This is a genomic window from Rhodovulum strictum, from assembly GCF_009649175.1.
Taxonomy (GTDB): Bacteria; Pseudomonadota; Alphaproteobacteria; order Rhodobacterales; family Rhodobacteraceae; genus Rhodovulum; species Rhodovulum strictum.
This window is the reverse complement of the sequence record NZ_WJPO01000002.1, coordinates 40,389-62,013: the sequence shown is the minus strand read 5'-3', so window position 1 is coordinate 62,013 and position 21,625 is coordinate 40,389. Positions and strand designations below refer to the sequence as shown.

General features: G+C 66.2%; 25 protein-coding genes. 20 read left to right on the top strand and 5 right to left on the bottom strand.

Annotation, left to right across the window (positions count from 1 at the left end):
• The first annotated feature begins 44 nt into the window (after positions 1-44).
• The 6 genes from GH815_RS01965 (at position 45) to GH815_RS01940 (ending at position 6,036) form a co-directional block, all read left to right on the top strand.
• Positions 45-1,157, top strand: coding sequence for an S-(hydroxymethyl)glutathione dehydrogenase/class III alcohol dehydrogenase (locus GH815_RS01965; protein WP_153747064.1), 1,113 nt, complete (start codon positions 45-47; stop codon positions 1,155-1,157).
• A gap of 9 nt (positions 1,158-1,166) precedes the next feature.
• Positions 1,167-2,003: an S-formylglutathione hydrolase gene (gene fghA, locus GH815_RS01960; protein ID WP_153747063.1), complete on the top strand. Its 837-nt coding sequence runs from the start codon at positions 1,167-1,169 to the stop codon at positions 2,001-2,003.
• A 251-nt stretch (positions 2,004-2,254) separates the two neighbouring features.
• Positions 2,255-4,057: a lanthanide-dependent methanol dehydrogenase XoxF5 gene (gene xoxF5, locus GH815_RS01955; protein ID WP_153747062.1), complete on the top strand. Its 1,803-nt coding sequence runs from the start codon at positions 2,255-2,257 to the stop codon at positions 4,055-4,057.
• A gap of 80 nt (positions 4,058-4,137) precedes the next feature.
• Positions 4,138-4,659 carry a c-type cytochrome, methanol metabolism-related gene (locus GH815_RS01950; protein ID WP_407072157.1) on the top strand — a complete coding sequence of 174 codons (522 nt, stop codon included), beginning with the start codon at positions 4,138-4,140 and terminating at the stop codon, positions 4,657-4,659.
• Positions 4,652-5,488: a substrate-binding domain-containing protein gene (locus GH815_RS01945; RefSeq protein ID WP_343030611.1), complete on the top strand. Its 837-nt coding sequence runs from the start codon at positions 4,652-4,654 to the stop codon at positions 5,486-5,488. Before GH815_RS01950 ends, GH815_RS01945 begins: the two co-directional genes overlap by 8 nt.
• Positions 5,485-6,036, top strand: coding sequence for a PQQ-dependent catabolism-associated CXXCW motif protein (locus tag GH815_RS01940; protein ID WP_153747059.1), 552 nt, complete (start codon positions 5,485-5,487; stop codon positions 6,034-6,036). Before GH815_RS01945 ends, GH815_RS01940 begins: the two co-directional genes overlap by 4 nt.
• On the opposite strand, the gene GH815_RS01935 is transcribed toward GH815_RS01940, so the two are convergent.
• The 4 genes from GH815_RS01935 to GH815_RS01920 are packed head-to-tail and all read right to left on the bottom strand — an operon-like array spanning position 6,030 to position 8,805.
• The gene (locus GH815_RS01935; RefSeq protein ID WP_153747058.1) at positions 6,030-6,839 is read right to left on the bottom strand and encodes a quinoprotein dehydrogenase-associated SoxYZ-like carrier; all 810 of its coding nucleotides are present in this window, start codon (positions 6,837-6,839) and stop codon (positions 6,030-6,032) included. The two genes, GH815_RS01940 and GH815_RS01935, sit on opposite strands and share 7 nt — an antisense overlap.
• Positions 6,840-6,843: 4 nt before the next feature.
• Positions 6,844-7,785 (bottom strand): beta-propeller fold lactonase family protein, encoded by a 942-nt coding sequence (locus GH815_RS01930; protein ID WP_246176273.1) that lies wholly within the window; start codon positions 7,783-7,785, stop codon positions 6,844-6,846.
• Positions 7,772-8,269, bottom strand: coding sequence for an SRPBCC family protein (locus GH815_RS01925; RefSeq protein ID WP_407072156.1), 498 nt, complete (start codon positions 8,267-8,269; stop codon positions 7,772-7,774). Before GH815_RS01925 ends, GH815_RS01930 begins: the two co-directional genes overlap by 14 nt.
• A 56-nt stretch (positions 8,270-8,325) precedes the next feature.
• Positions 8,326-8,805: a DUF3280 domain-containing protein gene (locus tag GH815_RS01920; protein WP_153747055.1), complete on the bottom strand. Its 480-nt coding sequence runs from the start codon at positions 8,803-8,805 to the stop codon at positions 8,326-8,328.
• Positions 8,806-9,044: 239 nt separating this feature from the next.
• Here GH815_RS01920 and GH815_RS01915 point away from each other — a divergent pair, with 239 nt between their 5' ends.
• From GH815_RS01915 to uvrC, 12 genes are all read left to right on the top strand, one after another.
• Positions 9,045-10,019 carry an ABC transporter substrate-binding protein gene (locus GH815_RS01915; RefSeq protein WP_153747054.1) on the top strand — a complete coding sequence of 325 codons (975 nt, stop codon included), beginning with the start codon at positions 9,045-9,047 and terminating at the stop codon, positions 10,017-10,019.
• A 9-nt stretch (positions 10,020-10,028) separates the two neighbouring features.
• Positions 10,029-10,778 (top strand): ABC transporter permease, encoded by a 750-nt coding sequence (locus GH815_RS01910; RefSeq protein WP_153747053.1) that lies wholly within the window; start codon positions 10,029-10,031, stop codon positions 10,776-10,778.
• Complete coding sequence (locus GH815_RS01905) at positions 10,724-11,386, top strand: ABC transporter ATP-binding protein (protein WP_246176270.1); 663 nt, start codon at positions 10,724-10,726, stop codon at positions 11,384-11,386. Before GH815_RS01910 ends, GH815_RS01905 begins: the two co-directional genes overlap by 55 nt.
• The gene (locus GH815_RS01900; protein WP_153747052.1) at positions 11,383-12,120 is read left to right on the top strand and encodes an ABC transporter ATP-binding protein; all 738 of its coding nucleotides are present in this window, start codon (positions 11,383-11,385) and stop codon (positions 12,118-12,120) included. Before GH815_RS01905 ends, GH815_RS01900 begins: the two co-directional genes overlap by 4 nt.
• A complete protein-coding gene (locus GH815_RS01895; protein ID WP_153747051.1) occupies positions 12,117-12,908 on the top strand; it encodes an ABC transporter permease in 792 nt (263 codons plus the stop codon). Before GH815_RS01900 ends, GH815_RS01895 begins: the two co-directional genes overlap by 4 nt.
• A 176-nt stretch (positions 12,909-13,084) precedes the next feature.
• Positions 13,085-13,297: a hypothetical protein gene (locus tag GH815_RS01890; RefSeq protein WP_153747050.1), complete on the top strand. Its 213-nt coding sequence runs from the start codon at positions 13,085-13,087 to the stop codon at positions 13,295-13,297.
• 57 nt (positions 13,298-13,354) lie between these two features.
• A complete protein-coding gene (locus GH815_RS01885; RefSeq protein WP_153747049.1) occupies positions 13,355-14,230 on the top strand; it encodes a class I SAM-dependent methyltransferase in 876 nt (291 codons plus the stop codon).
• An 80-nt stretch (positions 14,231-14,310) separates the two neighbouring features.
• A complete protein-coding gene (locus tag GH815_RS01880) occupies positions 14,311-15,114 on the top strand; it encodes a S49 family peptidase (protein ID WP_153747048.1) in 804 nt (267 codons plus the stop codon).
• A gap of 3 nt (positions 15,115-15,117) precedes the next feature.
• Positions 15,118-15,300 carry a hypothetical protein gene (locus GH815_RS19110; RefSeq protein ID WP_170290274.1) on the top strand — a complete coding sequence of 61 codons (183 nt, stop codon included), beginning with the start codon at positions 15,118-15,120 and terminating at the stop codon, positions 15,298-15,300.
• 4 nt (positions 15,301-15,304) lie between these two features.
• The gene (locus GH815_RS01875) at positions 15,305-16,285 is read left to right on the top strand and encodes a calcium/sodium antiporter (protein ID WP_153747047.1); all 981 of its coding nucleotides are present in this window, start codon (positions 15,305-15,307) and stop codon (positions 16,283-16,285) included.
• A complete protein-coding gene (locus GH815_RS01870) occupies positions 16,282-17,064 on the top strand; it encodes an SDR family oxidoreductase (RefSeq protein WP_153747046.1) in 783 nt (260 codons plus the stop codon). The genes GH815_RS01875 and GH815_RS01870 overlap by 4 nt, the downstream gene beginning before the upstream one ends.
• A gap of 300 nt (positions 17,065-17,364) precedes the next feature.
• A complete protein-coding gene (gene uvrC, locus GH815_RS01865; RefSeq protein ID WP_153747045.1) occupies positions 17,365-19,245 on the top strand; it encodes an excinuclease ABC subunit UvrC in 1,881 nt (626 codons plus the stop codon).
• A gap of 37 nt (positions 19,246-19,282) precedes the next feature.
• Here uvrC and gdhA read toward each other — a convergent pair whose 3' ends face one another.
• Complete coding sequence (gene gdhA / locus GH815_RS01860) at positions 19,283-20,632, bottom strand: NADP-specific glutamate dehydrogenase (protein WP_343030610.1); 1,350 nt, start codon at positions 20,630-20,632, stop codon at positions 19,283-19,285.
• Positions 20,633-20,811: 179 nt separating this feature from the next.
• Here gdhA and pgsA point away from each other — a divergent pair, with 179 nt between their 5' ends.
• Both pgsA and moaD read left to right on the top strand, forming a co-directional pair.
• Positions 20,812-21,378 (top strand): CDP-diacylglycerol--glycerol-3-phosphate 3-phosphatidyltransferase, encoded by a 567-nt coding sequence (pgsA, locus tag GH815_RS01855; protein ID WP_153747044.1) that lies wholly within the window; start codon positions 20,812-20,814, stop codon positions 21,376-21,378.
• Positions 21,378-21,623 (top strand): molybdopterin converting factor subunit 1, encoded by a 246-nt coding sequence (gene moaD, locus GH815_RS01850; protein WP_343030625.1) that lies wholly within the window; start codon positions 21,378-21,380, stop codon positions 21,621-21,623. Before pgsA ends, moaD begins: the two co-directional genes overlap by 1 nt.
• The last annotated feature ends 2 nt before the right edge of the window (positions 21,624-21,625 follow it).

The following is a 21,625-nucleotide window of genomic DNA, read 5'->3' as shown; positions in this document are numbered from 1 at the left end:
TTAAGAAAAATAAGAACACTGGTTTCTGGGAGGAGATAGCGAACATGCGCACCCGTGCGGCCGTTGCGTTCGAGGCTGGCAAGCCTCTGGTGGTGACCGAGGTCGAGCTGGAAGGCCCGAAAGCGGGCGAGGTTCTGGTCGAGATCAAGGCGACCGGGCTTTGCCATACCGACGAGTTCACGCGCTCGGGCGCCGATCCCGAAGGGATGTTCCCGGCGATCCTGGGCCATGAGGGCGCGGGCGTCGTGGTCGAGGTGGGACCGGGCGTGAAAAGCGTGAAGCCCGGCGATCACGTGATCCCGCTTTACACGCCCGAGTGCCGGGAATGCGAATACTGCCTCAACCCCAAGACCAATCTTTGCCAGGCGATCCGCGCCACGCAGGGCCAAGGTCTGATGCCGGACGGCACCTCGCGGTTCAAGACGCTCGATGGCGATCCGATCCTGCATTACATGGGCTGCTCGACCTTCTCGAACTACACCGTCCTGCCCGAGATCGCGGTTGCCAAGATCCGCGAGGACGCGCCCTTCGACAAGGTCTGCTATATCGGTTGCGGCGTGACGACCGGCGTGGGGGCGGTCATCAACACCGCCAAGGCCGAGCCGGGCTGCCGGGCGGTGGTGTTCGGGCTGGGCGGCATCGGGCTTAACGTGATCCAGGGGTTGCGCCTGATCGGGGCGGACCAGATCGTGGGCGTGGACCTGAACCCGTCCAAGCGCGAGATCGCCGAGCGGTTCGGCATGACCGATTTCGTCAACCCCGCCGAGGTCGAGGGTGATCTGGTGCCCTATCTGGTCAACCTGACCAAGGGCGGCGCCGATTACAGCTTTGACGCGACGGGCAATGTCAATGTGATGCGCACCGCGCTGGAGTGCTGCCACAAGGGCTGGGGCGAGTCGATCATCATCGGCGTTGCGCCCGCGGGGGCCGAGATCTCGACCCGTCCGTTCCAGCTGGTCACCGGCCGGGTGTGGCGCGGCACGGCCTTTGGCGGGGCGCGTGGGCGGACCGATGTGCCAAAGATCGTCGACTGGTACATGGATGGCAAGATCGAGATCGACCCGATGATCACCCACACGCTGGCGCTGGACGAGATCAATCACGGCTTCGACCTGATGCATGAGGGCAAGTCGATCCGCGCCGTGGTCGTGTACTGAGGCGGGCCGATGGAGGTCGTTTCCCAGAACCGCTGCTTCGACGGGGTGCAGATGGTCTGCACCCACCCGTCGCAGGTTTGCGGGGTGGACATGACCTTTGGCATCTACCTGCCGCCCCAGGCCGAGGACGGCCCGGTGCCGGTGTTGTGGTATCTGTCGGGGCTGACCTGCACGCATGAGAATGCGATGATCAAGGGCGGCTTCCAGCAGCATGCCGCCGAGCACGGGATCGCCATGATCTTCCCCGATACCTCGCCGCGCGGCGAGGGGGTGGCCGATGACGATGCCTATGATCTGGGTCAGGGCGCGGGGTTCTACGTCAATGCCACGCGCGCGCCCTGGACCGCGCATTACCGGATGTACGATTACGTGCTGGACGAGTTGCGCGGTCTGGTGCTGGACAACCTGCCGATTGCCGATGTCCATGGCGTGACCGGGCATTCGATGGGCGGGCATGGGGCGCTGACGCTGGCGCTGCGCAATCCCGACCGGTTCGACTCGCTTTCTGCCTTTGCGCCGATTGCCAACCCGACCCGGTCCGACTGGGGCCGCAAGCAGTTGAGTGCCTATCTGGGCGACGACGAATCGGCATGGGCGTGCTATGATGCGAGCCTCCTTCTGGAGGAGCATGGGTGGAAGGATGCTATCCTGATCGACCAGGGGGCCGGAGATCAGTTTCTTGACCTGCTGCGCCCCGAGGCGCTGGCGACGGTGCTTGCGCGGCGGCGTCAGGCCGGGCTGGTGAGGATGCAGCCGGGCTATGACCACAGCTATTACTTCGTTGCGAGCTTTGCGGGCGAGCATGTCGGCTGGCATGCCGAGCGTCTGCACCGGCGGCGCAACTGACAGGTTCGGAGGCGGGGGGCATGCGCGCAAACGGTTGGGACAGCTTTGCGACGGCAGGCCGGTTTGCCCGCGCCATGAAAGATACCACGATCACGGCAAGAAGGGAGGACTGACGCGACTTCACCGAAACGTTGCACCGGAGGGAGGACCAGATGTCCCGGTGCTGCGCCGGTTCCGGCCAGGCGAAGGGTGGCGAAAACCATCCCCTGCCGCGGAGCCTTGTAGAAGACCAGAACCCAAGGGAGTGAAAAATGAAGAAACTGATCGCTTTCACGTCTGTGGCCGCGCTTTGCGCAGGATCCGCGGCGCTGGCAAACGACGAACTGCTTGAGCTGATGAACGACCCGACGCAATGGGTCATCCAGACCGGCAACTACGCCAACCATCGTTTCTCTGGCCTCGACCAGATCAACCGCGAGAACGTGGGCAACCTTCAGGTGGCCTGGACCTTCTCGACCGGCGTTCTGCGCGGCCATGAGGGCAGCCCGCTGGTGATCGGCGACACGATGTATGTGCATACGCCGTTCCCGAACATCGTCTATGCGCTGGACCTGAGCAATAACGGCAAGATCAAGTGGAAATACGAGCCGCAGCAGGATAGCAGCGTCATCCCGGTGATGTGCTGCGATACCGTGAACCGCGGTGTGGCCTATGCCAACGGCACGATCTTCCTGCATCAGGCCGATACCACCATCGTCGCGCTGGATGCCGAGACGGGCGCGGTCAAGTGGTCTGCGGTGAACGGCGATCCCGCCATCGGTGAAACCAACACCGCCACCGTCCTGCCGGTCGGCGACAATGTGATCGTCGGCATCTCGGGCGGCGAGTTCGGCGTGCGCGGCCATGTCACCGCCTACAACATGGAGACCGGGGAACTGGTCTGGCGCGGCTACTCGATGGGGCCGGACAGCGACACGCTGATGGATCCCGAGAACACCACGCATCTGGGCAAGCCGGTGGGCGTCGATTCCGGCACCGCGACCTGGGAAGGCGATCAGTGGAAGATCGGCGGCGGCACCACCTGGGGCTGGTACTCGTATGATCCCGACCTGAACCTGGTCTATTACGGCACCGGCAACCCCTCGACCTGGAACCCGTCCCAGCGGCCCGGCGACAACCGCTGGTCGATGACCATCTTTGCGCGGGATGCCGATACCGGCATGGCCAAATGGGTCTATCAGATGACGCCCCATGACGAGTGGGACTATGACGGCGTCAACGAGATGATCCTGACCGAGCAGGAAGTCGACGGCCAGATGCGCAAGCTTCTGACCCATTTCGACCGCAACGGTCTGGCCTATACGCTCGACCGCGAGACCGGCGAATTGCTGGTGGCCGAGAAGTACGATCCGGCGGTGAACTGGACCACCGGCGTCGACATGGACCCGAACTCGCCGACCTTTGGCCGTCCGGCGGTGGTGCCGGAATTCTCGACTGCGCAGAACGGCGAGGATGTCAACACCACCGGCATCTGCCCGGCGGCGCTGGGCACCAAGGACCAGCAACCGGCGGCCTATTCGCCGCGGACCCAGACGTTCTATGTGCCGACCAACCACGTCTGCATGGATTACGAACCGTTCCGGGTCAGCTACACCGCGGGTCAGCCCTATGTGGGCGCGACGCTGTCGATGTATCCCGCCCCCGACAGCCATGGCGGCATGGGCAACTTCATCGCCTGGGACAACATCAAGGGCGAGATCAAGTGGTCGATCCCCGAGCAGTTCTCGGTGTGGTCGGGCGCTCTGGCCACCGCGGGCGACGTGGTGTTCTACGGCACGCTCGAGGGTCTGCTCAAGGCCGTCGATGCCGAGACCGGCGAAGAGCTTTACAGCTTCAAGACGCCTTCGGGCATCATCGGGAACGTGATGTCCTACGAGCATGACGGCAAGCAGTATATCGGCATCCTGTCGGGCGTCGGCGGCTGGGCCGGCATCGGTCTGGCGGCGGGTCTGACCAACCCGAATGACGGTCTGGGCGCCGTGGGCGGCTATGCCGCGCTCAGCGACTACACCGCGCTTGGCGGTCAGCTGACCGTGTTCAAGCTGCCGGACTGATCGGCAGCGCGAGGGGAGGAACAGGATTGGCACGGCATGCCCGTGCCAATCCACCCATTCAGGGAGAAAAGATGAAAAAGTTGCGATTGGCGCTGGTCTTCGGCGCCATGGCAGGGCTGGCCAGCGCCGGCGGTGCCACCGAGAACAGGGGGCTGCCGGGCAACGGCCCTGCCGCCTACAAGGAGGACGGCCGTTATTTCACCGAGGATGGCGTCCCCACCTATTTCATTGCCGAGGACGGCACAGTTGACTGGATGACCTTTTCCGGCTTCCGGCGCTATCACTCGGAATGCCATGTCTGCCATGGCCCTGACGGCATGGGCTCGACATATGCCCCGCCGCTGAAGGACGCGGTCGAGCGGATGGATTATTACGATTTCGTCTATACCGTCTCGAACGGGATCCAGAATGTCGACGCATCGCACCAGAAGGTGATGCCCACCTTCGGGCAGAACAAGAACGTGATGTGCTATGTCGACGATATCTACGTGTATCTCAAGGCCCGCGGCGACGGTGCATTGGAGCGCGGCCGGCCGGCCAAGAGAGAAGACAAGACGGATGCGATCAGCGCCTTCGAAGCCGAGTGCATGGCCGGTGGTTAAGGCGCTTCTGGCGGCCGCGGCAGTTGCGGCCCTTCTGTGCGGAGCGCCGGTTCCGGGTCTGGCGCAAACCTCGGATCTGGTCTCGAAGACCGCGTTCCGGGTTTGCGCCGATCCCGCCAACTATCCGATGTCGGACGATCAGGGGCGCGGGTTCGAAAACCGTCTGGCCGAGATGTTTGCCGAAAAGCTGGGCCTGCCGGTCGAATACACCTGGTATCCGATGGCGACCGGCTTTGTGCGGAACACGCTGCGCGCAAACAGGTGCGACGTCATAATCGGCTTTGCCCAGGGCCACGAACTGGTGCTGAACACCAACCATTACTTCACCTCGACCTATGTGCTGATCGTCGATCCGGACGGCCCGCTGGCGAATGTCGAGGCGCTGTCCGACCCGGCCTTGCAGGGGCGGGCGCTGGGTGTCGTCGCGGGCACGCCGCCTGCCTCGCACATGGCGCGGTACGGTCTGATGGGCAAGGCGCTGGCCTATGACCTGATGGTGGACCGCCGCTACGAGGCGCCCGGTCCCGACATGCTGGCCGCACTGAGGGCGGGCGAGATCGACGGCGCGATCCTGTGGGGGCCGATCGGCGGGCCGCTGGTCAAGACGGACTTCCCCGAATTCAAGGTCATCCCGCTGGTCCACGAGGAATTGCCGCCGCGGCTGTTCTATCGCATCACCATGGGGGTGCGGCTGAACGAAAAGGTCTGGCAGCGCCAGCTGAATTCTTTGATCCGCCGCCATCAGGACGAGATCAACGCGATCCTGCACGAGGCGGGCGTGCCGCTGGTGGACGATTACGGCAAGGTGGTGCGGGATCTGGCGCAATGATCCGCGCGGCAGCCCTTGCACTTTTGCTGGGGTTGTCATGTCCGGGACTGGCCGAGGTGCCGGAACCCCCGGGCTACCGGATGGACGAGTATCGCGGGCCGGTGCCCGCAACGCTGGCGGGCGCCACCGTGATCGGCCCCGAGCAGGCGCATGCGCTCTGGCAAGCGGGCGGGGCGGTGTTCGTCGATGTGATGCCGCGCGCGCCGCGGCCGCCGAACCTGCCCCAGGGCACGATCTGGCGCGATCCGCCGCGGCTGTCGATCCCCGGGGCGATCTGGTTGCCCAATGTCGGCTATGGCGAGATCGCCGAGGTGACGCATGGCTATTTCCGGGCCGGACTCGCGCGGGCCACCGGCGGGGATCTGGCGCGGCCGGTGGTGTTCTTCTGCCTCGATGAATGCTGGATGAGCTGGAACGCCGCGAAACGCGCGCTGGAATACGGCCATGAGCGCATCTACTGGTTTCCCGAAGGCACCGATGGCTGGGCCTTCCTTGACCTGCCGCTGGAGCGGGTCGCGCCAGAGCCGGGCGAACCGGGCACTCAGTAACCCGGCAAGTGACGGCTGGCGGTGGTGACGGTCCCGCCTGTATCCGTCATCGTCACCTCGACCAGCCGGGTTGCGCCCGGCGCGGACAGGCCGATGCGGGGGTTTTCGCTGAGCGAGATGCTGCCGGTGATCGTGGCATAGGGCTGGCCGTCCAGCGCAACCTCGAGCGTCCCGACATAGCGCGGCGGGATGAACAACAGCGAGATCTGGTCCTTTTGCAGGCCGGAATGGCTGGGGTGGCGGATATCGACCTCGATCCGGCCGGTGCGTGTGGCGACTGCCCCCAGCCGCGCTGCCGCCCCGCCCGTGTGGGCCAGCGGGGTCATCTCGATACTCATCTGGCCCAGGTCGGCCAGCGCGGCGACAGGATCGGTGCCGGGCGGCGCGGCACAGGCGCCCTGACCGCTGGTCTTGACATGGGTCTCGGCCAGGAACAGCCTGCCATCTGTCGTTTCGGCAACCACATGCAGCGCCGTCGCGCCGTTGAAGCGCAGCGTCAGGTCGAAAGTCAGCGCGGGCAGCGGACGGGCCAGCTCGACCACCGCCGAAACCGGCATCGGGTTCTCGTCAAGGATCACCGTCACCCTGTCGATCAGCCGGCCCTCTGGCCCCTCGACATGGATCCCGATCGGCGTCCTTGCATCATCCGCGGTGCGATAGGGGCTGGCGATGGCGATATGCGGGCCGGCCGGGATCAACGCGCGCTCGGCAAACAGCATCGGCCGCAATTCGTCCCATGCGGTCTGGGCCAGGGCGGGGCCGGGTGCCAGTGTCATTGCGAGGGCAAGGAAAAGGCGGCGCATGGGCTCAGTCCCCCCGTTCTGCAATGAAACGGCCAAAGGCGCGCGGGCCGTCGCCGGTGGCAATCTCGGCGGTCACGGTCAGCGTTTCGGCGTCGATCAGGCTGACGCTGTTGGAAAACCAGTTGGCGACCACGACGGTCGCGCCATCGGCGGTGGCGTCGATCCCTTCGGGATATTCGCCGACCGCGATTTCGCCAAGCGGTGCAAGCGTGCCAAGGTCGATCACGCTGACCGTGTCGGCATGCTGGTTGGTGACAAAGGCCCGGCCACGCGCGAAGGCAACGCCATAGGGCTGATCGCCGACCGGAAGGGTGGCCAGCACATGGCGTTCCGCCACATCCACCACGCTCACGTCGTTTGAGCCGACATTGCCGACGAACAGCCGCCCGTCCGGCGCAAAGCCCAGCCCGAAGGGCCGGATGCCGACCGGCACGGTCCCGGCCAGCGCAAGGCTTTCGAGATCGAAGATCGAGACCTGCCCCGCCTCCTTGTCGGCCGAGGCAAGCCAGCGCCCATCCGGCGACACCGCCAGTCCGGCCGGTGCGGTGCCCGTTTCCAGCGTTCCGGTCAGCGACATGGCGGCGGAATCCACCACCCAGAGCCTTGCGTTGTACCAGTCCGACACGAAGACCCGTCCGCGCAGCGGATCATGGGCGATGCCGATGGGACCACCGTCCAGCGCGACCTGCCCGGTCTCATTCCCCGCCGCATCGAAGCGGCGCAGCGACTTGGTGTCGGGCAAGACGGCGAAAAAGCCGCCCGCCGCAACCGCGATCCCGGCGGGCTGGCCGGGCAGCGGCACCTGCGCGAGTTCGGTTCCCGCGGCCAGATCGAGGATAGAGACCGATCCGCCATTCTGGTTGGTCACATAGGCAATGTCGCCCGCCGCAGGCAGCGCGGCGAACGCCCAGCCAAGCGCCAGCGCCAGGATGTCAGGGCGCGCCAAAGCGGTCGACCAGTGCGGACAGACCCGCCTCATAGACCGCGGTCACGGCCTTGATCGCGGCCTCGTCGTTCAGTTCGGGAGGCGGATCGTTGTTGGGATAGCCGCGATAGAAGGCCCCGCGCCATTCCACGACCGACCCGCCGCCAGCGCGCGGTTTGACGGTCAGATGCGCGGAATAGTTCGTCACCGGCAGAACCTCGACCGCGACCTCGGTGATCCGGTAGGAATAGGTCATCTTCCCGGCATCGTATTTGTAAAGCTCTTCGGCAATCGTCGGCCCGTCCGCCGCGCCCAGGGTCAGCAGCCGCGTCGCGTCAAGCGTGTTGCCGCCCTCGCCCGTGGTGGCGTGAACCGCCGGGTGCCATCCCATGTCCTGAAAGTCGCCCACGACCGCCCAGACCTCGGCAGGTTCGGCGGCAAGCTCGGCGGTCACGTCGACCTTCTGGCGCGTCGGCCCATGCGCCAGTGCCAGAGCGGGCACCATCACCGCCACGGCCGTCAGCGCGGCCAGACTCCCCTGTAGGTTCACGAAATCCTCCCTCATTCCTTGAAGAAATTGTTTTTCAGGATGTAGCGCATGCCCCGCAGCCAGGACTCGTCGGTGTTCGAGCGGATATCGACCGACAGCCCCCGCACCATCGCGCCGGTTTCGACATCGCGCATCACCAGGTTCATCGACAGGATCAGGTTCGAGACTTTCTGCACCTCGCCGACCAGAACGTAATCGGCCCCCAGCTTGTCCGCGATGCGCAACTCGCAGCCATAGCAATTGGCAGGGTTCTTGATGCGGGCCAGATCCTCGGCAACCGGTGCGTTGTCCATCAGCGCAAACCCCTCGGCGCCAAAGCGCGCGCGCACCTCGTCCTCCAGCAGGACGATGCGCGCCTGTTCGTCTTCACGCGCGCCGAAATAGGCGCCTTCGGTCGAGGTATCGAGAAACGCGATCCCGAAGAACGCCACCTGGGCGTCGCGGTTCAACGGCACCTGCGCCGCAAGCGGGGCCGCGGCTAAGGCAATCATGGCGGCCAGAGCCGCAAGACGGGGGCGCAGGTTCATCGGTCGAGCTTATCCCCGCCCGGACGGGTCGCAATGCGCCTTAAGTATCGGTTTCCCATTTGCTCTGCGCTCTGGCACGATCCCCGAAACTCTGCCTGCGCTGCCGGGGAGGGGGCTGGCGGCGATCATGCCCGCCGGTCCGTACGGCGCGGGGCGGACAAGAGCGACACCGGAAACGCGCGCAAGAAACCGGGAGGAAGACCATGTTGAACCGAGTGACGGGCGCGCTTGCGGCCCTTGTGACGCTATGGAGCGCCGCCGCAGCCTGGGCCGAGGATTTGCCGCGGCTGCGTGCGGCCGTGTTGCAGTTGGGCACCGTGACCTGGGAACTGACGACGATCATGGAAAACGGGCTCGATACCGCGCACGGGTTCGAGCTGGTGCTGTCGCCCTTTGCCGATAACGGTGCCACGCGCGTCGCGGTCGAGGGGGGCGAGGCCGACATGATGGTGGTCGACTGGATCTGGGTCGCCCGCCAGCGCGCGGCGGGCCGGGACTATATCGCCATCCCCTATTCGCGGGCGGTGGGCGGTCTGGTGGTGCCCCCGGACAGCCCGGCGCAGACGCTGAAGGATCTGGCGGGAAAGAAGATCGGCATCGCGGGCGGCCCGCTGGACAAGAGCTGGCTGGTGCTGCGGGCCTATGCCGCGCGCGAATACGGCATGGATCTGGCCGCCGAGACCGAACAGGTCTATGGCGCGCCGCCGCTGATCTTCAAGGCGGGGTTGTCGGGCGAAACCGGCGGGGCGATCAATTTCTGGCACTTCCTCGCCAAGATGAAGGCCGCGGGCATGCGCGAACTGATCTCGGTGGCGGATGCCTCGGCGGCGCTGGGGCTTGATCCCGACACGCCGCTTCTGAGCTATGTGCTCAAGGAAAGCTTCCTGGCCGAGAATCCCGGCATCGCCGAAGCCTTTTACGCCGCCTCGCGCGAGGCCAAGGCGATGCTGCTGGACAGCGATGCCGCATGGGAGGCGATCCGGCCGATCATGAACGCCGCCAACGATGCCGAGTTCGAGCGGCTGCGCGACGATTACCGCGCGGGGATCCCGGCGCCGGGCAATGTCGATGCCGAGGCGGCGGACCGCTTTCTGGCGCTGATGGCGGAACTGGGCGGCGAGGAACTGGTGGGGCGGGCCACGACCCTGCCTGCGGGCCTGTTCCTGGATCTGGAGTGAGCGGCGGCGATGCTTGGCCGCCTCGCCGTCCCGGCGATCTCGCTTTCCGGTTTGCTTCTGCTCTGGATCATCGCCGCGGCGCTGACCGCAGATCCGCAGATCCTGCCCCAGCCCTTCGCGCTGGTCGGGCCATGGCTGGCCGAGATCCGCTCGGGCGCGCTGCCCCATCACCTGGGCCAGACACTCGTCCGGGTGATTTGGGCGTTCTGCCTGGCGATGAGCCTGGGGTTGATCCTGGGCCTGCTGATGGGCCGGTTCGAGCGGCTGAACCGCTGGCTTGATCCATGGCTTGTGGTGTTCCTGAACCTGCCCGCGCTGGTGCTGATCGTGCTGTGCTATCTGTGGATCGGGCTGAACGAGACCGCGGCCATCGTGGCGGTGACGCTGAACAAGGTGCCGAATGTCACCGTCACCATCCGCGAAGGCGCGCGGGCGCTGTCGGGCGATCTGGACGCCATGGCGCGGGTCTATCGCATGTCCGGCTGGGCGCGGCTGCGCCATGTGCTGTTGCCCCAGCTTGCGCCCTTCGTGGCGGCGGCGGCGCGGGGCGGCGTGGCGGTGATCTGGAAGATCGTGCTGGTGGTCGAGTTCCTGGGCCGCTCGAACGGGATCGGCTTCAAGATCCACCTTTACTTCCAGTTGTTCGACGTGGGCATGGTGCTGATCTATGCGCTGTCTTTCATCGCGGTCATGCTGGCCGTCGAATGGCTGATCCTGCAACCCTGGGAGCGGCGCGCGCGGCGCTGGCGGACGGCATGATCCGGGTCGATATCCGTGCCAAGTCCTTTGGCGGTACCGCCGTTCTGGGCCGCGTCGCCTTCGAGGTCGCGCAGGGCGAGACTGTGGCGATCCTTGGCCCTTCGGGGATCGGCAAGACCACGCTCTTGCGCATTGTCGCGGGGCTGGACGAGCGGTTCGAAGGCAATGTCGAGCGGCCCGGCCGGATCGCGATGGTGTTCCAGGAGCCGACCCTTCTGCCCTGGCGCAGCGTGCTGAAGAACCTGACGCTGGTTCATCCGGGCCTGACGCGGCGGGCGGCGCGCGACATGCTGGCCCGTGTCGGCATCGGCGACAAGGCGCATGCCTTTCCCGGCCAGTTGTCGCTGGGCCAGCAGCGGCGGCTTGCGCTCGCGCGGGCATTTGCCGGGCATCCCGAGCTTCTGATCATGGACGAGCCCTTCGTCTCGCTCGACCCTGCCACCGCCGAGGCGATGCTGGCGCTGACCGAGCGGCTGATCGCCGAGGAACGGCCCGCCACGCTGTTCGTGACCCATTCCCGCGCCGAGGCCGAACGGCTGGCGACCCGGATTCTGGACCTTGTCGGCCGGCCCGCTATCCTCACCCCTGCCAACGGACAGGACATATGACCCGCACTCCCGCCCTTCGCGTTTCCAATGTCAGCCTGTCCTACGGGGCAAGGCGGGCGCTGGACGATGTGTCCTTTGCGCTGGAGCGGGGGCGGTTCTGCGCGCTGCTGGGGCCGAACGGGGCCGGAAAATCGACGCTGTTCTCGCTGCTCACGCGGCTTCTTGTGACGCGCGAGGGCAGGATCGAGGTCGCGGGCTTCGATCTGGCCCGCGATCCGCGCGCGGCGCTGGCCCGGATCGGGGTGGTGTTCCAGCAGCCGACGCTGGATCTGGACACGACGGTCATGCGCAACATGCGCTATTTCGCGGCGCTGCACGGGATGGCGGGGCGCGAGGCCACCGCGCGGATCGACGCCGCGCTGGAGCGGCTGAACATGCGCGAGCGCGCGGGCGAGAAGGTGCGCGCGCTGAATGGCGGGCACCGGCGGCGGATGGAGATCGCCCGCGCGCTGATCCATGCGCCCGAGGTGCTGTTGCTGGACGAACCGACCGTGGGGCTGGACACTGCCGCGCGCCGGTCGATCACCGCCCATGTCCACGATCTGGCGGCCGAGGGGCTGAGCGTTCTGTGGGCCACCCATCTGGTCGACGAGATCGAGCCCTCGGACGAGGTCGTGGTGCTGCATCGCGGCCGGGTGTTGCGACAGGCCACCGCCGCCGAGATCGCGGGCGAGGGCGATCTGATCGACGCCTTCATCGAGATGACCGGCGGCAATGACGAGGCCGCGGCATGAACGCCTGGCTGATCGCGCTTCATGCCATCGTCCTGCGCGAGGCGATGCGGTTTCTTCAGAACCGCGGCCGTTTCCTGTCGGCGCTGGTGCGTCCGCTGGTATGGCTGGTGATCTTTGCCGCCGGGTTCCGCGCGGCGCTGGGCCTGTCGATCACGCCGCCCTACCAGACCTATATCACCTACGAGGTCTACATCGTGCCGGGCCTGTGCGCGATGATCCAGCTTTTCAACGGGATGCAGTCGTCGCTTTCGCTGGTCTACGATCAGGAAATGGGCTCGATGCGGCTGTTGCTGACCTCGCCCCGGCCGCGCTGGTGGCTTCTGTTCTGCAAGCTGATGGCGGGCGTGGCGGTGTCGCTGTTGCAGGTCTATGCCTTTCTCGGCATCGCGGCGCTGATGGGCATCAAGATGCCCGCGATGGGTTATGTCTATGTCCTGCCGGCGCTTGTCCTCAGCGGTTTGATGCTGGGGGCGCTGGGCTTGCTGATCTCGTCCACGATCCGGCAGCTCGAGAATTTCGCGGGCGTGATGAACTTCGTCATCTTCCCGATGTTCTTCCTGTCGACCGCGCTTTATCCGCTGTGGAAGATGGCCGAAGCCTCGCGGCTTCTGCGCGACATCTGCGCGGTGAACCCCTTTACCCATGCGGTCGAACTGATCCGCTTTGCGCTTTATGCGCAGTTCAACGGCTGGGCGTTGCTGTGGGTCGGGACGGGGGCGGTCGCGTTCTTCCTGCTGGCGCTGTTGGGCTATGACCCGGCGCGGGGGTTGATGCGGCGCAAGGGATAGCCGCTTTCTGCCCGGGATTCGGGCAGAGCGGGGCGAAACCGCTGCCGATTTCCACTTTGCGTTCGCAGCATCATTTGCGCTGCGGTGCAGCATTGCACGATGCGCCCGCCCGGTTAACCATCGGTGCAGGATTGCCTGCCACCCTTGAGGCAGGAACCGGAAAGCGCGAGGTCGCCATGATCGAACTTGTCTTCGTCGCCTGCTTTGGACTGGCGCAGAATGAACAAGGGGCCTGCGAGGAACGCAGCCTTATCTATACCGACATCACACCCATGACCTGCATGATGGGGGCCCAGCCGGAACTGGCCAAATGGGTCGCGACGCATCCGAACTGGACCGTTGCCAACTGGAAGTGCCGGTATCTGAACACCGCCCAGCGCAAGGTCTGATCCCGCAGGCTGCGTTTGCGCTTGCGGCGGCGGCGGGGCGGGGGTTCATTCGGGGCCATGGCCCAGGACACGCCCCAGACCCCCAAGGATATCGAGCCTCTGGCGCGGATCGCGCGGTTTTCCTGGGACTGGGCGCCCGCGCTTTGTGCGCCCGGCGATGGCTGCGCCGATTACCACCGGGCATGGTCCATGCTGCGGCTGGTGCAGGCGCAGGGCAAGCCGCCCGCGGGCTGGGCGTTCTTTCATGCCGAGATTGCGCGGGCGGCGGCGCAGGGCGCGCGGCGCGTGCTGATCTCGGGCGGGGCCGATACCGGGGTGCTGGCCATTGTCGCCTCGGGGTTCCGCAATGCGGGTGTTGCGCCGCAGATCACCTATGTCGACCGCTGCGCGACGCCGGTGATGCAGAACCGCCTGCTGGGCGCCGAGCTGGGCCTTGATCTGACCGCCCGCACCGCCGACATGCTGACCTTCCGTGCCGAGGGCATGGACCTGGTGATCGCCCATTCCTTCCTTGTCTTCTTTCCACGCGACCAGCGCGGCCGGGTCGTCGCCAACTGGGCGGCAAGCCTTGTGCCCGGGGGCGCAGTGCTGATGTCCGGCGCGCTGGCCGAGGATGGCGAGGGCGAGCCCTGGCGGCCAGCGGGCGCCGACGACATCCCCACCCGGCAGGCAAGGCTGACCGAACAGGCGCGCGCCGCAGGGCTTGCGCCCGCCAAGGCGACAGAACTGGCCGAGGTTGCGGGCCGGTTCTGGACAACCCGCCCGACACGGCGCACCGGCCCCCTGGCCGAGACAGAGCTGCGCGGGCTGTTCGAGGCCGCCGGGCTGACGGTCGAGCGGGTGGATTATACCGCCAAGTCAACAGCCGCGCGCACCGGAACCGGGACCGTGCGCCGATGCCGGGCCGAGATCGTCGCGCGCAAGCCCGCCTGAGCCGGGCGGCGATGCAACAGCGCGGGGCCATTTCTTCGCGCGTCTTGTTCGGGCTCGCCCCTCACTCTACATGCGAGTCCATGAAACGGTGGCTTCCCTTCGTCAAATCCGACCCGCTGGTGGCGGTGATCCGTCTGTCCGGGCCGATTGCGGCGGGTGGGCGGGGCGGATCCAGCCTGTCGGATGCGGGTCTTGCCCCCGTGATCGAACGCGCCTTTCGCAAGGGCCGGCCGGCCGCGGTGGCGCTGGCGCTGAACTCTCCCGGCGGATCGCCCGCGCAAAGCGCGATGATCGGCGCGCGGATCCGGCGGCTGTCCGAGGAATGCGAGGTTCCGGTCTATGCCTTTGTCGAGGATGTGGCCGCCTCGGGCGGGTACTGGCTGGCCTGTGCGGCGGATCAGATCTGGATCGACCGCAGTTCGATCATCGGCTCGATCGGGGTGATCTATGCGGGCTTCGGCTTTCCCGAGTTCCTGTCCCGCTACGGCGTGGAACGCCGTGTCCATACCGCGGGCGAAAGCAAGAGCTTCCTCGACCCGTTCCAGCCCGAAAAGCCCGCGGATGTGGCGCGGCTGATGCAGTTGCAGACGCCGATCCATGACGCGTTCAAGGACCATGTCCGCGCGCGTCGCGGCACAAGGCTGAAAGAGGATCGCGACCTCTTTACCGGCGATGTCTGGGTCGGCGAACAGGCGGTCGAACTGGGTCTGGCCGACGGCATCGGCCATATGGTGCCGGTGATGAAGGAACGCTTCGGCGACAAGGTGAAATTCGCGCTGCACAGCCCGCGCAAGGGGCTCTGGTCGCGGCTCGGCGCGCCTGCGGTGACGAGCGTTCTGGACGAGATCGAGGCCCGCGCGCTGTGGGCCCGCTATGGATTGTAGGTCATGCTCCTCAAGGTCGTTACCCTGTTCCTGATCGCCATGGCGGTGCTTGCCATGTTCGGACGGCTGCGTCTGCCCGGGAAGGGGGACGGCCGGTTTGCCCTTGGCCGCGCAAAGACCGGCAAATGCCCCGCCTGCGGGCGCCACCGGATCGGCAGCGGACCCTGCCCCTGCGGAAAGGCATAGGGTCATGGCAATCCAGTTGCTGTATGCCGCTCTCGGGCTGGCGCTTCTGGTTCTGGCCGGGGATGCCCTGGTCAAGGGGGCTGTGAACCTGTCGCTGCGGCTGGGTGTGCCCGCGCTGATCGTGGGGCTGACCATCGTCGCCTTCGGCACGTCCGCGCCCGAGCTTCTGGTCTCGATCCAGGCCGTTCTGCGCGACTCGCCGGGCATCGCGCTGGGCAATGTCGTGGGCTCGAACATTGCCAATGTGTTGCTGGTGCTGGGCCTGCCCGCGCTGATCATGGCGATCCGGACGGATGAATGCGACACAAGGCGCACCTATGCGATGATGCTGGGCGCGACCGTCTTCTTCATCGCCATAGCGCTGACCGGAACGATCACCTGGATTCACGGTATCGCCCTTTTGCTTGCGCTGAGCTTCGTGCTGGCCGACGCGTTCATGACGGCCCGCAACCACCGGCGCGCGAACGGTGCAGCGGCGGCGGCCGCTGCTGCTGCCGTCGACAACCCGGACGAGATCGAAGGCGCCGACGCCGGAATGGGCTGGCCCAAGATCGTGATGTTCCTTGTTCTGGGCCTGATCGGTCTGCCGCTGGGCGCCGATCTGCTGGTCGACAGCTCGATCGAGATCGCCCGCGCGCTGAACGTCTCGGAAACGGTGATCGGGCTGACGCTGGTCGCCATCGGCACGTCCTTGCCCGAACTTGCCACGACGGTCATGGCCGCGCTGCGCCGTCAGGCGGATGTCGCGCTGGGCAATGTCATCGGCTCGAACATGTTCAACCTGCTCGCCATCGTCGGGGTGGCCAGCTTCTTCGGCAATATCCCCGTCCCGGCCGAGATGCTGCGCTTTGATCTCTGGGTGATGCTGGCGGCCGCGCTGTTGATGCTGCCCTTCGTGTTCCGCGGCTGGCCTCTGACCCGGGCTTGGGGGATCGTCTTCTCGGTCCTGTTTGTCGTCTATATCGCGTTGGTGGTTCTGGCATGACAGGCCGTGCACTGGTGACGGGCGGTGCGCGGCGGTTGGGCCGGGCGATGGCCCTGCACCTTGCGGCGCGCGGGTATGATGTGGCGGTGCATTATGTCGGCAGCGCCGACGAGGCCGAGGATGTGGCGGACCTGATCCGCGCCATGGGCCAGCATTCCGCGACCCTTCAGGCCGATCTGCTGGACGAGGGTGCCGCCGCGGCGTTGGTCGGCCGCGCGGCCGAGGCGCTGGGCGGGCCGCTGACGGTGCTGGTCAACAATGCCTCGATCTTTGAACACGACACGATCCACACCGCCACCCGCGACAGCTGGGACCGGCATATCGGCTCGAACCTGCGCGCGCCGTTCCTGCTGACCCAGGCTTTCGCGCATCAGGCGCCCGACCATGGCCAATGCGAGGGCGGCGAGCCGCTGGCCTCGGGCCTGGTGGTCAACATGATCGACCAGCGCGTGCTCAAGCCGACGCCCGAATTCATGACCTATACCATCGCCAAGATGGGGCTCTGGGCCTTTACCCGCACCGCGGCGCAGGCGCTGGCCCCGGCGATCCGGGTGAACGCGATCGGCCCGGGGCCGACGCTGCGCGGCGGGCGGCAGTCCGAGGATCATTTCACCCGCCAGCGCGCCGCGACGATCCTGCGCCGCGGTGCCGATCCCGACGAGATCTGCGCCGCGCTGGACTATTTTCTCGATGCACGCTCGGTCACGGGGCAGCTTCTGTGCGTCGATGGCGGCCAGCATCTGTCCTGGCAGACCCCCGACGTGCTGGGGGTCGAGTGACCGGGGTGGGGCGCCGGGCGCGTTAACTTTTCCACCGCGCGCGGATCGGGTCATATTTTCTTCACTGTTTCTTTAGGAAATTCAACAATTTGCAACATTGTGAAATTTCTCCATGTTTTTCAGCCGCTTAAATGTGCGCACAAAATTTAGGCAAACCATTGAAAGGGGCGGAATACAATGGAAAATCCGGCGCACCCCAAGCTTATGCGCAGACTTATCCACAGAATTCGTGGACATGTTTAGACTTGATGCGCCGCCGATTATCGTTGCAGCCATGCCGGGAATCACGACTGCGAGACCATGACCACTGAGCCGACAGCCGCCGAAACCGCCCCCCGCCCGCAGGGCCATGCCTGCGTGCAGTCCTATCTGGCGACGCTGGACAACTCGCCCGGCGTCTATCGCATGCTCGATGCGCAGGCCCGCGTCCTGTATGTCGGCAAGGCGAAAAGCCTGAAGAAACGGGTCGCGAATTACGCCAAGCCGTCCGGCCACAGCCCCCGGATCGCGCGGATGATCTCGGAAACCGCGTCGATGATGTTCCTGACGACGCGCACCGAGACCGAGGCGCTGCTGCTGGAACAGAACCTCATCAAGCAGCTCAAGCCGCGCTACAACGTGCTGCTGCGCGACGACAAGAGCTTTCCCAACATCCTGATCACCACCGGCCACCCGTTCCCGCAGATCACCAAGCATCGTGGGGCCAAGACCGAAAAGGGGGCCTATTTCGGCCCCTTCGCATCCGCGGGCGCGGTGAACCGGACGCTGAACCAGTTGCAGAAGGTGTTCCTGCTGCGCAACTGCTCGGATTCGGTGTTCGACAGCCGCACCCGGCCCTGCCTGCTGTTCCAGATCAAGCGGTGCAGCGGTCCCTGCGTGGGCCGGATCTCGCAACAGGAGTATGGGGCGGCGGTGCGCGATGCCGAACGCTTTCTTCAGGGCCGCACGACCGGCGTGCAGGAGGCGCTTGCGGCCGAGATGGCGGCGGCCTCGGATGCGATGGAGTTCGAGCGCGCGGCGGCGCTGCGCGACCGGATCCGGGCGCTGACCCAGGTGCAATCGGTGCAGGGCATCAACCCGCGCGGCGTGGCCGAGGCGGACGTGATGGCGCTGCATATGGAGGGCGGACAGGCCTGTGTGCAGGTCTTCTTCATCCGGGCGAACCAGAACTGGGGCAACCGCGACTACTATCCCAGGACCGGATCCGGCGCCGAGGCCGCCGAGGTGCTGCGCGGTTTCCTCGGCCAGTTCTACGAGAACAAGGATCCGCCCCGGCTGATCCTGCTGTCCGATGATATCGAGGATCGCGACCTGATGGCCGAGGCGCTGTCCGAACGCGCGGGCCGCAAGGTCGAGATCGCGGTGCCCCAGCGCGGCGAAAAGGCGGACCTGGTGGCCGGGGCCGCCCGCAATGCCCGCGAAAGCCTGGCCCGGCGACTTTCGGAAAGCGTGGCGCAGGGCAAGCTGCTGGCCGGGCTGGCCGAGGCGTTCGGGCTGGACGCCCCGCCCGCGCGGATCGAGATCTACGACAACAGCCATATCCAGGGCACGAATGCGGTCGGCGCGATGGTGGTGGCCGGCCCCGAGGGTTTCGCCAAGAGCCAGTATCGCAAGTTCAACATCCGCGGCACCGACCTGACGCCGGGCGACGATTTCGGCATGATGCGCGAGGTTCTGACCCGCCGCTTCCAGCGCCTGCTCAAGGAAGACCCGGATCGCGAGGGCGAGACATGGCCCGACCTGCTGCTGATCGACGGCGGCGCCGGGCAGGTGGGGGCGGTCGCGCAGATCATGGCCGATCTGGGCGTCGAGGACATTCCCGTTCTGGGCGTGGCCAAGGGCATCGACCGCGATGCCGGGAAAGAGGAATTCCACCGCCCCGGCCAGCGCCCCTTTGCGCTGAAGCACAATGACCCGGTGCTGTATTTCGTGCAGCGCCTGCGCGACGAGGCGCACCGCTTCGCCATCGGCGCGCATCGCCAGAAGCGGGCCAAGGCGGTCGGCGCCACCCCGCTGGACGAGATCCCCGGCGTCGGCGCCACCCGCAAGCGCGCGCTGCTGGCGCATTTCGGCAGCGCCAAGGCCGTGGCCCGCGCGGGGCTGGCCGATCTGAAGGCGGTCGAGGGGATTTCGGATACGCTGGCCGAAACCATCTACGGCTTCTTCCACGACCGCGGCTGATCCCCGGCCGGTCGGCCCGGCCGGGGATGTCGGTTTGTCAGATCACGCCCATCGCGCGCATCGCCTCGGCCACCCGGACGAAGCCCGCGATATTGGCCCCCAGCACATAGTCGTTGGGCGCGCCATATTCCTCGGCGGTGCGGGCACAGCGGTCATGGATGCGCTCCATGATCTCGGCCAGCCGCGCCTCGGTCTGCTCGAAGGTCCAGCTGTCGCGGCTGGCGTTCTGCTGCATTTCCAGCGCCGAGGTCGCTACGCCCCCGGCATTCGCCGCCTTGCCCGGCGCGAACAGCACGCCCGCCTTCTGAAAGGCGCGCACCGCGTCCGGGGTCGAGGGCATGTTCGCGCCTTCGCCCACGGCGATCACGCCATTGCCGATCAGCGCTGCCGCGTCCTTGCCGGTCAGCTCGTTCTGCGTGGCGCAGGGCAGGGCGACATCGCAGGGCACATCCCAGATCGAGCCCTTCTCGATGTAATGCACGCCGGTACCCTTGATGCGGGCATATTCGGAAATGCGCTGGCGGCGGACCTCCTTGATCTCCTTGACCAGGTCAAGGTCGATGCCGTTCTCGTCCACCACATGGCCCGAACTGTCAGAACAGGCGACGACCCTGGCGCCGAAGGACAGCGCCTTTTCCATCGCGTAGATCGCCACATTGCCCGAACCCGACACCGTGACCCGCTTGCCCTCGAAGCTCTGGCCGCGGGTTTCCAGCATCCGCTGGACGAAAAAGACCGTGCCGAAACCCGTGGCCTCGGTGCGTGCGCGCGAGCCGCCATAGACCAGCCCCTTGCCGGTCAGAACGCCTGCCTCGTAGCGGTTGGTCAGCCGCTTGTACTGGCCGAACATGTAGCCGATCTCGCGCCCGCCCACGCCGATATCGCCCGCGGGCACGTCGGTATATTCGCCCAGATGGCGGTAAAGCTCGGTCATGAAGGACTGGCAGAAGCGCATGATCTCGCCATCCGAGCGGCCCTTGGGATCGAAATCCGACCCGCCCTTGCCGCCGCCGATCGGCATGCCGGTCAGCGCGTTCTTGAAGATCTGCTCGAAGCCCAGGAACTTGATGATGCCGACATTCACCGAGGGGTGGAACCGGATGCCGCCCTTGTAGGGGCCCAGCGCCGAGTTGAACTGCACGCGGAAGCCGCGGTTGATCTGGACCTGCCCCTTGTCGTCCACCCAGGGCACGCGAAAGATGATCTGCCGCTCGGGTTCGCAAATCCGTTCGATCAGGGCGTCATTGGCATAGTCGGGATGCTTGGCGATCACCCTGCCAAGGCTTTCCAGCACCTCATGCACGGCTTGGTGGAACTCCTTCTCACCGGCATTGCGGCGCAGGACGGATTCCAGAACGGGTTGCAGCTTCTCGTCGATCGTATGCACAGGGAACCTCTTGTTGTCATTCTGCGCAGCCTATTGGCGGAAATTTAGGCGAAGTGCCATATCATTAATCGACTGACGAAAAATGCCGCGGATCTTGCGGGACCCGGCTGCCTGCCTTCTGGTCGCCGATCTGCCGCGCCCCCCTTTCCCTCGGCCGCAGCGCCCGCTAGGGTCGGCCCATGAGGTGGACCCTGCCCAACATCCTGTCCGTGCTGCGCCTTTGCGCGGCGCCGCTGTTCCCGGCGGTCTATTTCCTGTGGGACAGCCCGCTGGCCGACTGGATCGCGCTGGCGCTGTTCGTCGGCGCCGCGGCGACCGACTGGGTCGATGGCTATCTTGCCCGCAAATGGAACGTCGTCAGCCGCTTTGGCGCGATGGTCGACCCGATCGCCGACAAGGCGATGGTGCTGATCGCGCTGATGGTGGTGGTGGCGCAGGCCGGTATGCCCGCGGTGATGACGCTGGCTGCGGGCGTGATCGTCTTCCGCGAGGTGTTTGTCTCGGGCCTGCGGGAGTTTCTGGGCGCCCGCGCCGGGCAGCTCAAGGTGACGCAGCTTGCCAAATGGAAGACCACGGTCCAGATGGTCGCGATCTCGGTGCTGATCGGCCATGGTATCGTGGCCTCGCCCGTGATCGAGACCCTTGGCACCGCGCTTCTGGTCGTGGCGGCGGGGCTGACGCTGATTACCGGCGCGGATTACTTCAGCAAGGCCTGGCCCCATCTCGCCGAGGGAGAGCGGCGGTGATCGACGTGCTCTATTTCGCCTGGCTGCGCGAACGGATCGGGCTGCCGAAGGAACGGGTCCAGACCTCTGCCGCGACGGTTGCCGATCTGGTCGAGGAACTGAAGGCGCGCGAGGAACGCTATGCCGTCGCCTTTGCCGATCTTGCGGCGGTGCGGGTGGCGCTGGATCAGGAACTTGCCGAGTTCGACGCGCCGCTGGCAGGCGTGCGCGAGGTTGCCTTCTTCCCGCCGATGACCGGGGGCTGACC

What these genes read in the sequence shown, in the direction of transcription:
- GH815_RS01885 (WP_153747049.1), top strand. Translation starts at nt 13,355, where the DNA reads ATGGCCCAGGACACGCCCCAGACCCCCAAGGATATCGAGCCTCTGGCG.
- GH815_RS19110 (WP_170290274.1), top strand. Translation starts at nt 15,118, where the DNA reads ATGCTCCTCAAGGTCGTTACCCTGTTCCTGATCGCCATGGCGGTGCTT.
- GH815_RS01920 (WP_153747055.1), bottom strand. Translation starts at nt 8,805, where the DNA reads ATGATTGCCTTAGCCGCGGCCCCGCTTGCGGCGCAGGTGCCGTTGAAC.
- GH815_RS01965 (WP_153747064.1), top strand. Translation starts at nt 45, where the DNA reads ATGCGCACCCGTGCGGCCGTTGCGTTCGAGGCTGGCAAGCCTCTGGTG.
- GH815_RS01870 (WP_153747046.1), top strand. Translation starts at nt 16,282, where the DNA reads ATGACAGGCCGTGCACTGGTGACGGGCGGTGCGCGGCGGTTGGGCCGG.
- GH815_RS01925 (WP_407072156.1), bottom strand. Translation starts at nt 8,269, where the DNA reads ATGGTGCCCGCTCTGGCACTGGCGCATGGGCCGACGCGCCAGAAGGTC.
- GH815_RS01940 (WP_153747059.1), top strand. Translation starts at nt 5,485, where the DNA reads ATGATCCGCGCGGCAGCCCTTGCACTTTTGCTGGGGTTGTCATGTCCG.
- GH815_RS01890 (WP_153747050.1), top strand. Translation starts at nt 13,085, where the DNA reads ATGATCGAACTTGTCTTCGTCGCCTGCTTTGGACTGGCGCAGAATGAA.
- GH815_RS01915 (WP_153747054.1), top strand. Translation starts at nt 9,045, where the DNA reads ATGTTGAACCGAGTGACGGGCGCGCTTGCGGCCCTTGTGACGCTATGG.
- xoxF5 (WP_153747062.1), top strand. Translation starts at nt 2,255, where the DNA reads ATGAAGAAACTGATCGCTTTCACGTCTGTGGCCGCGCTTTGCGCAGGA.
- GH815_RS01875 (WP_153747047.1), top strand. Translation starts at nt 15,305, where the DNA reads ATGGCAATCCAGTTGCTGTATGCCGCTCTCGGGCTGGCGCTTCTGGTT.
- fghA (WP_153747063.1), top strand. Translation starts at nt 1,167, where the DNA reads ATGGAGGTCGTTTCCCAGAACCGCTGCTTCGACGGGGTGCAGATGGTC.
- uvrC (WP_153747045.1), top strand. Translation starts at nt 17,365, where the DNA reads ATGACCACTGAGCCGACAGCCGCCGAAACCGCCCCCCGCCCGCAGGGC.
- pgsA (WP_153747044.1), top strand. Translation starts at nt 20,812, where the DNA reads ATGAGGTGGACCCTGCCCAACATCCTGTCCGTGCTGCGCCTTTGCGCG.
- GH815_RS01905 (WP_246176270.1), top strand. Translation starts at nt 10,724, where the DNA reads ATGGCTGATCCTGCAACCCTGGGAGCGGCGCGCGCGGCGCTGGCGGAC.
- GH815_RS01910 (WP_153747053.1), top strand. Translation starts at nt 10,029, where the DNA reads ATGCTTGGCCGCCTCGCCGTCCCGGCGATCTCGCTTTCCGGTTTGCTT.
- GH815_RS01895 (WP_153747051.1), top strand. Translation starts at nt 12,117, where the DNA reads ATGAACGCCTGGCTGATCGCGCTTCATGCCATCGTCCTGCGCGAGGCG.
- GH815_RS01900 (WP_153747052.1), top strand. Translation starts at nt 11,383, where the DNA reads ATGACCCGCACTCCCGCCCTTCGCGTTTCCAATGTCAGCCTGTCCTAC.
- GH815_RS01935 (WP_153747058.1), bottom strand. Translation starts at nt 6,839, where the DNA reads ATGCGCCGCCTTTTCCTTGCCCTCGCAATGACACTGGCACCCGGCCCC.
- GH815_RS01880 (WP_153747048.1), top strand. Translation starts at nt 14,311, where the DNA reads ATGAAACGGTGGCTTCCCTTCGTCAAATCCGACCCGCTGGTGGCGGTG.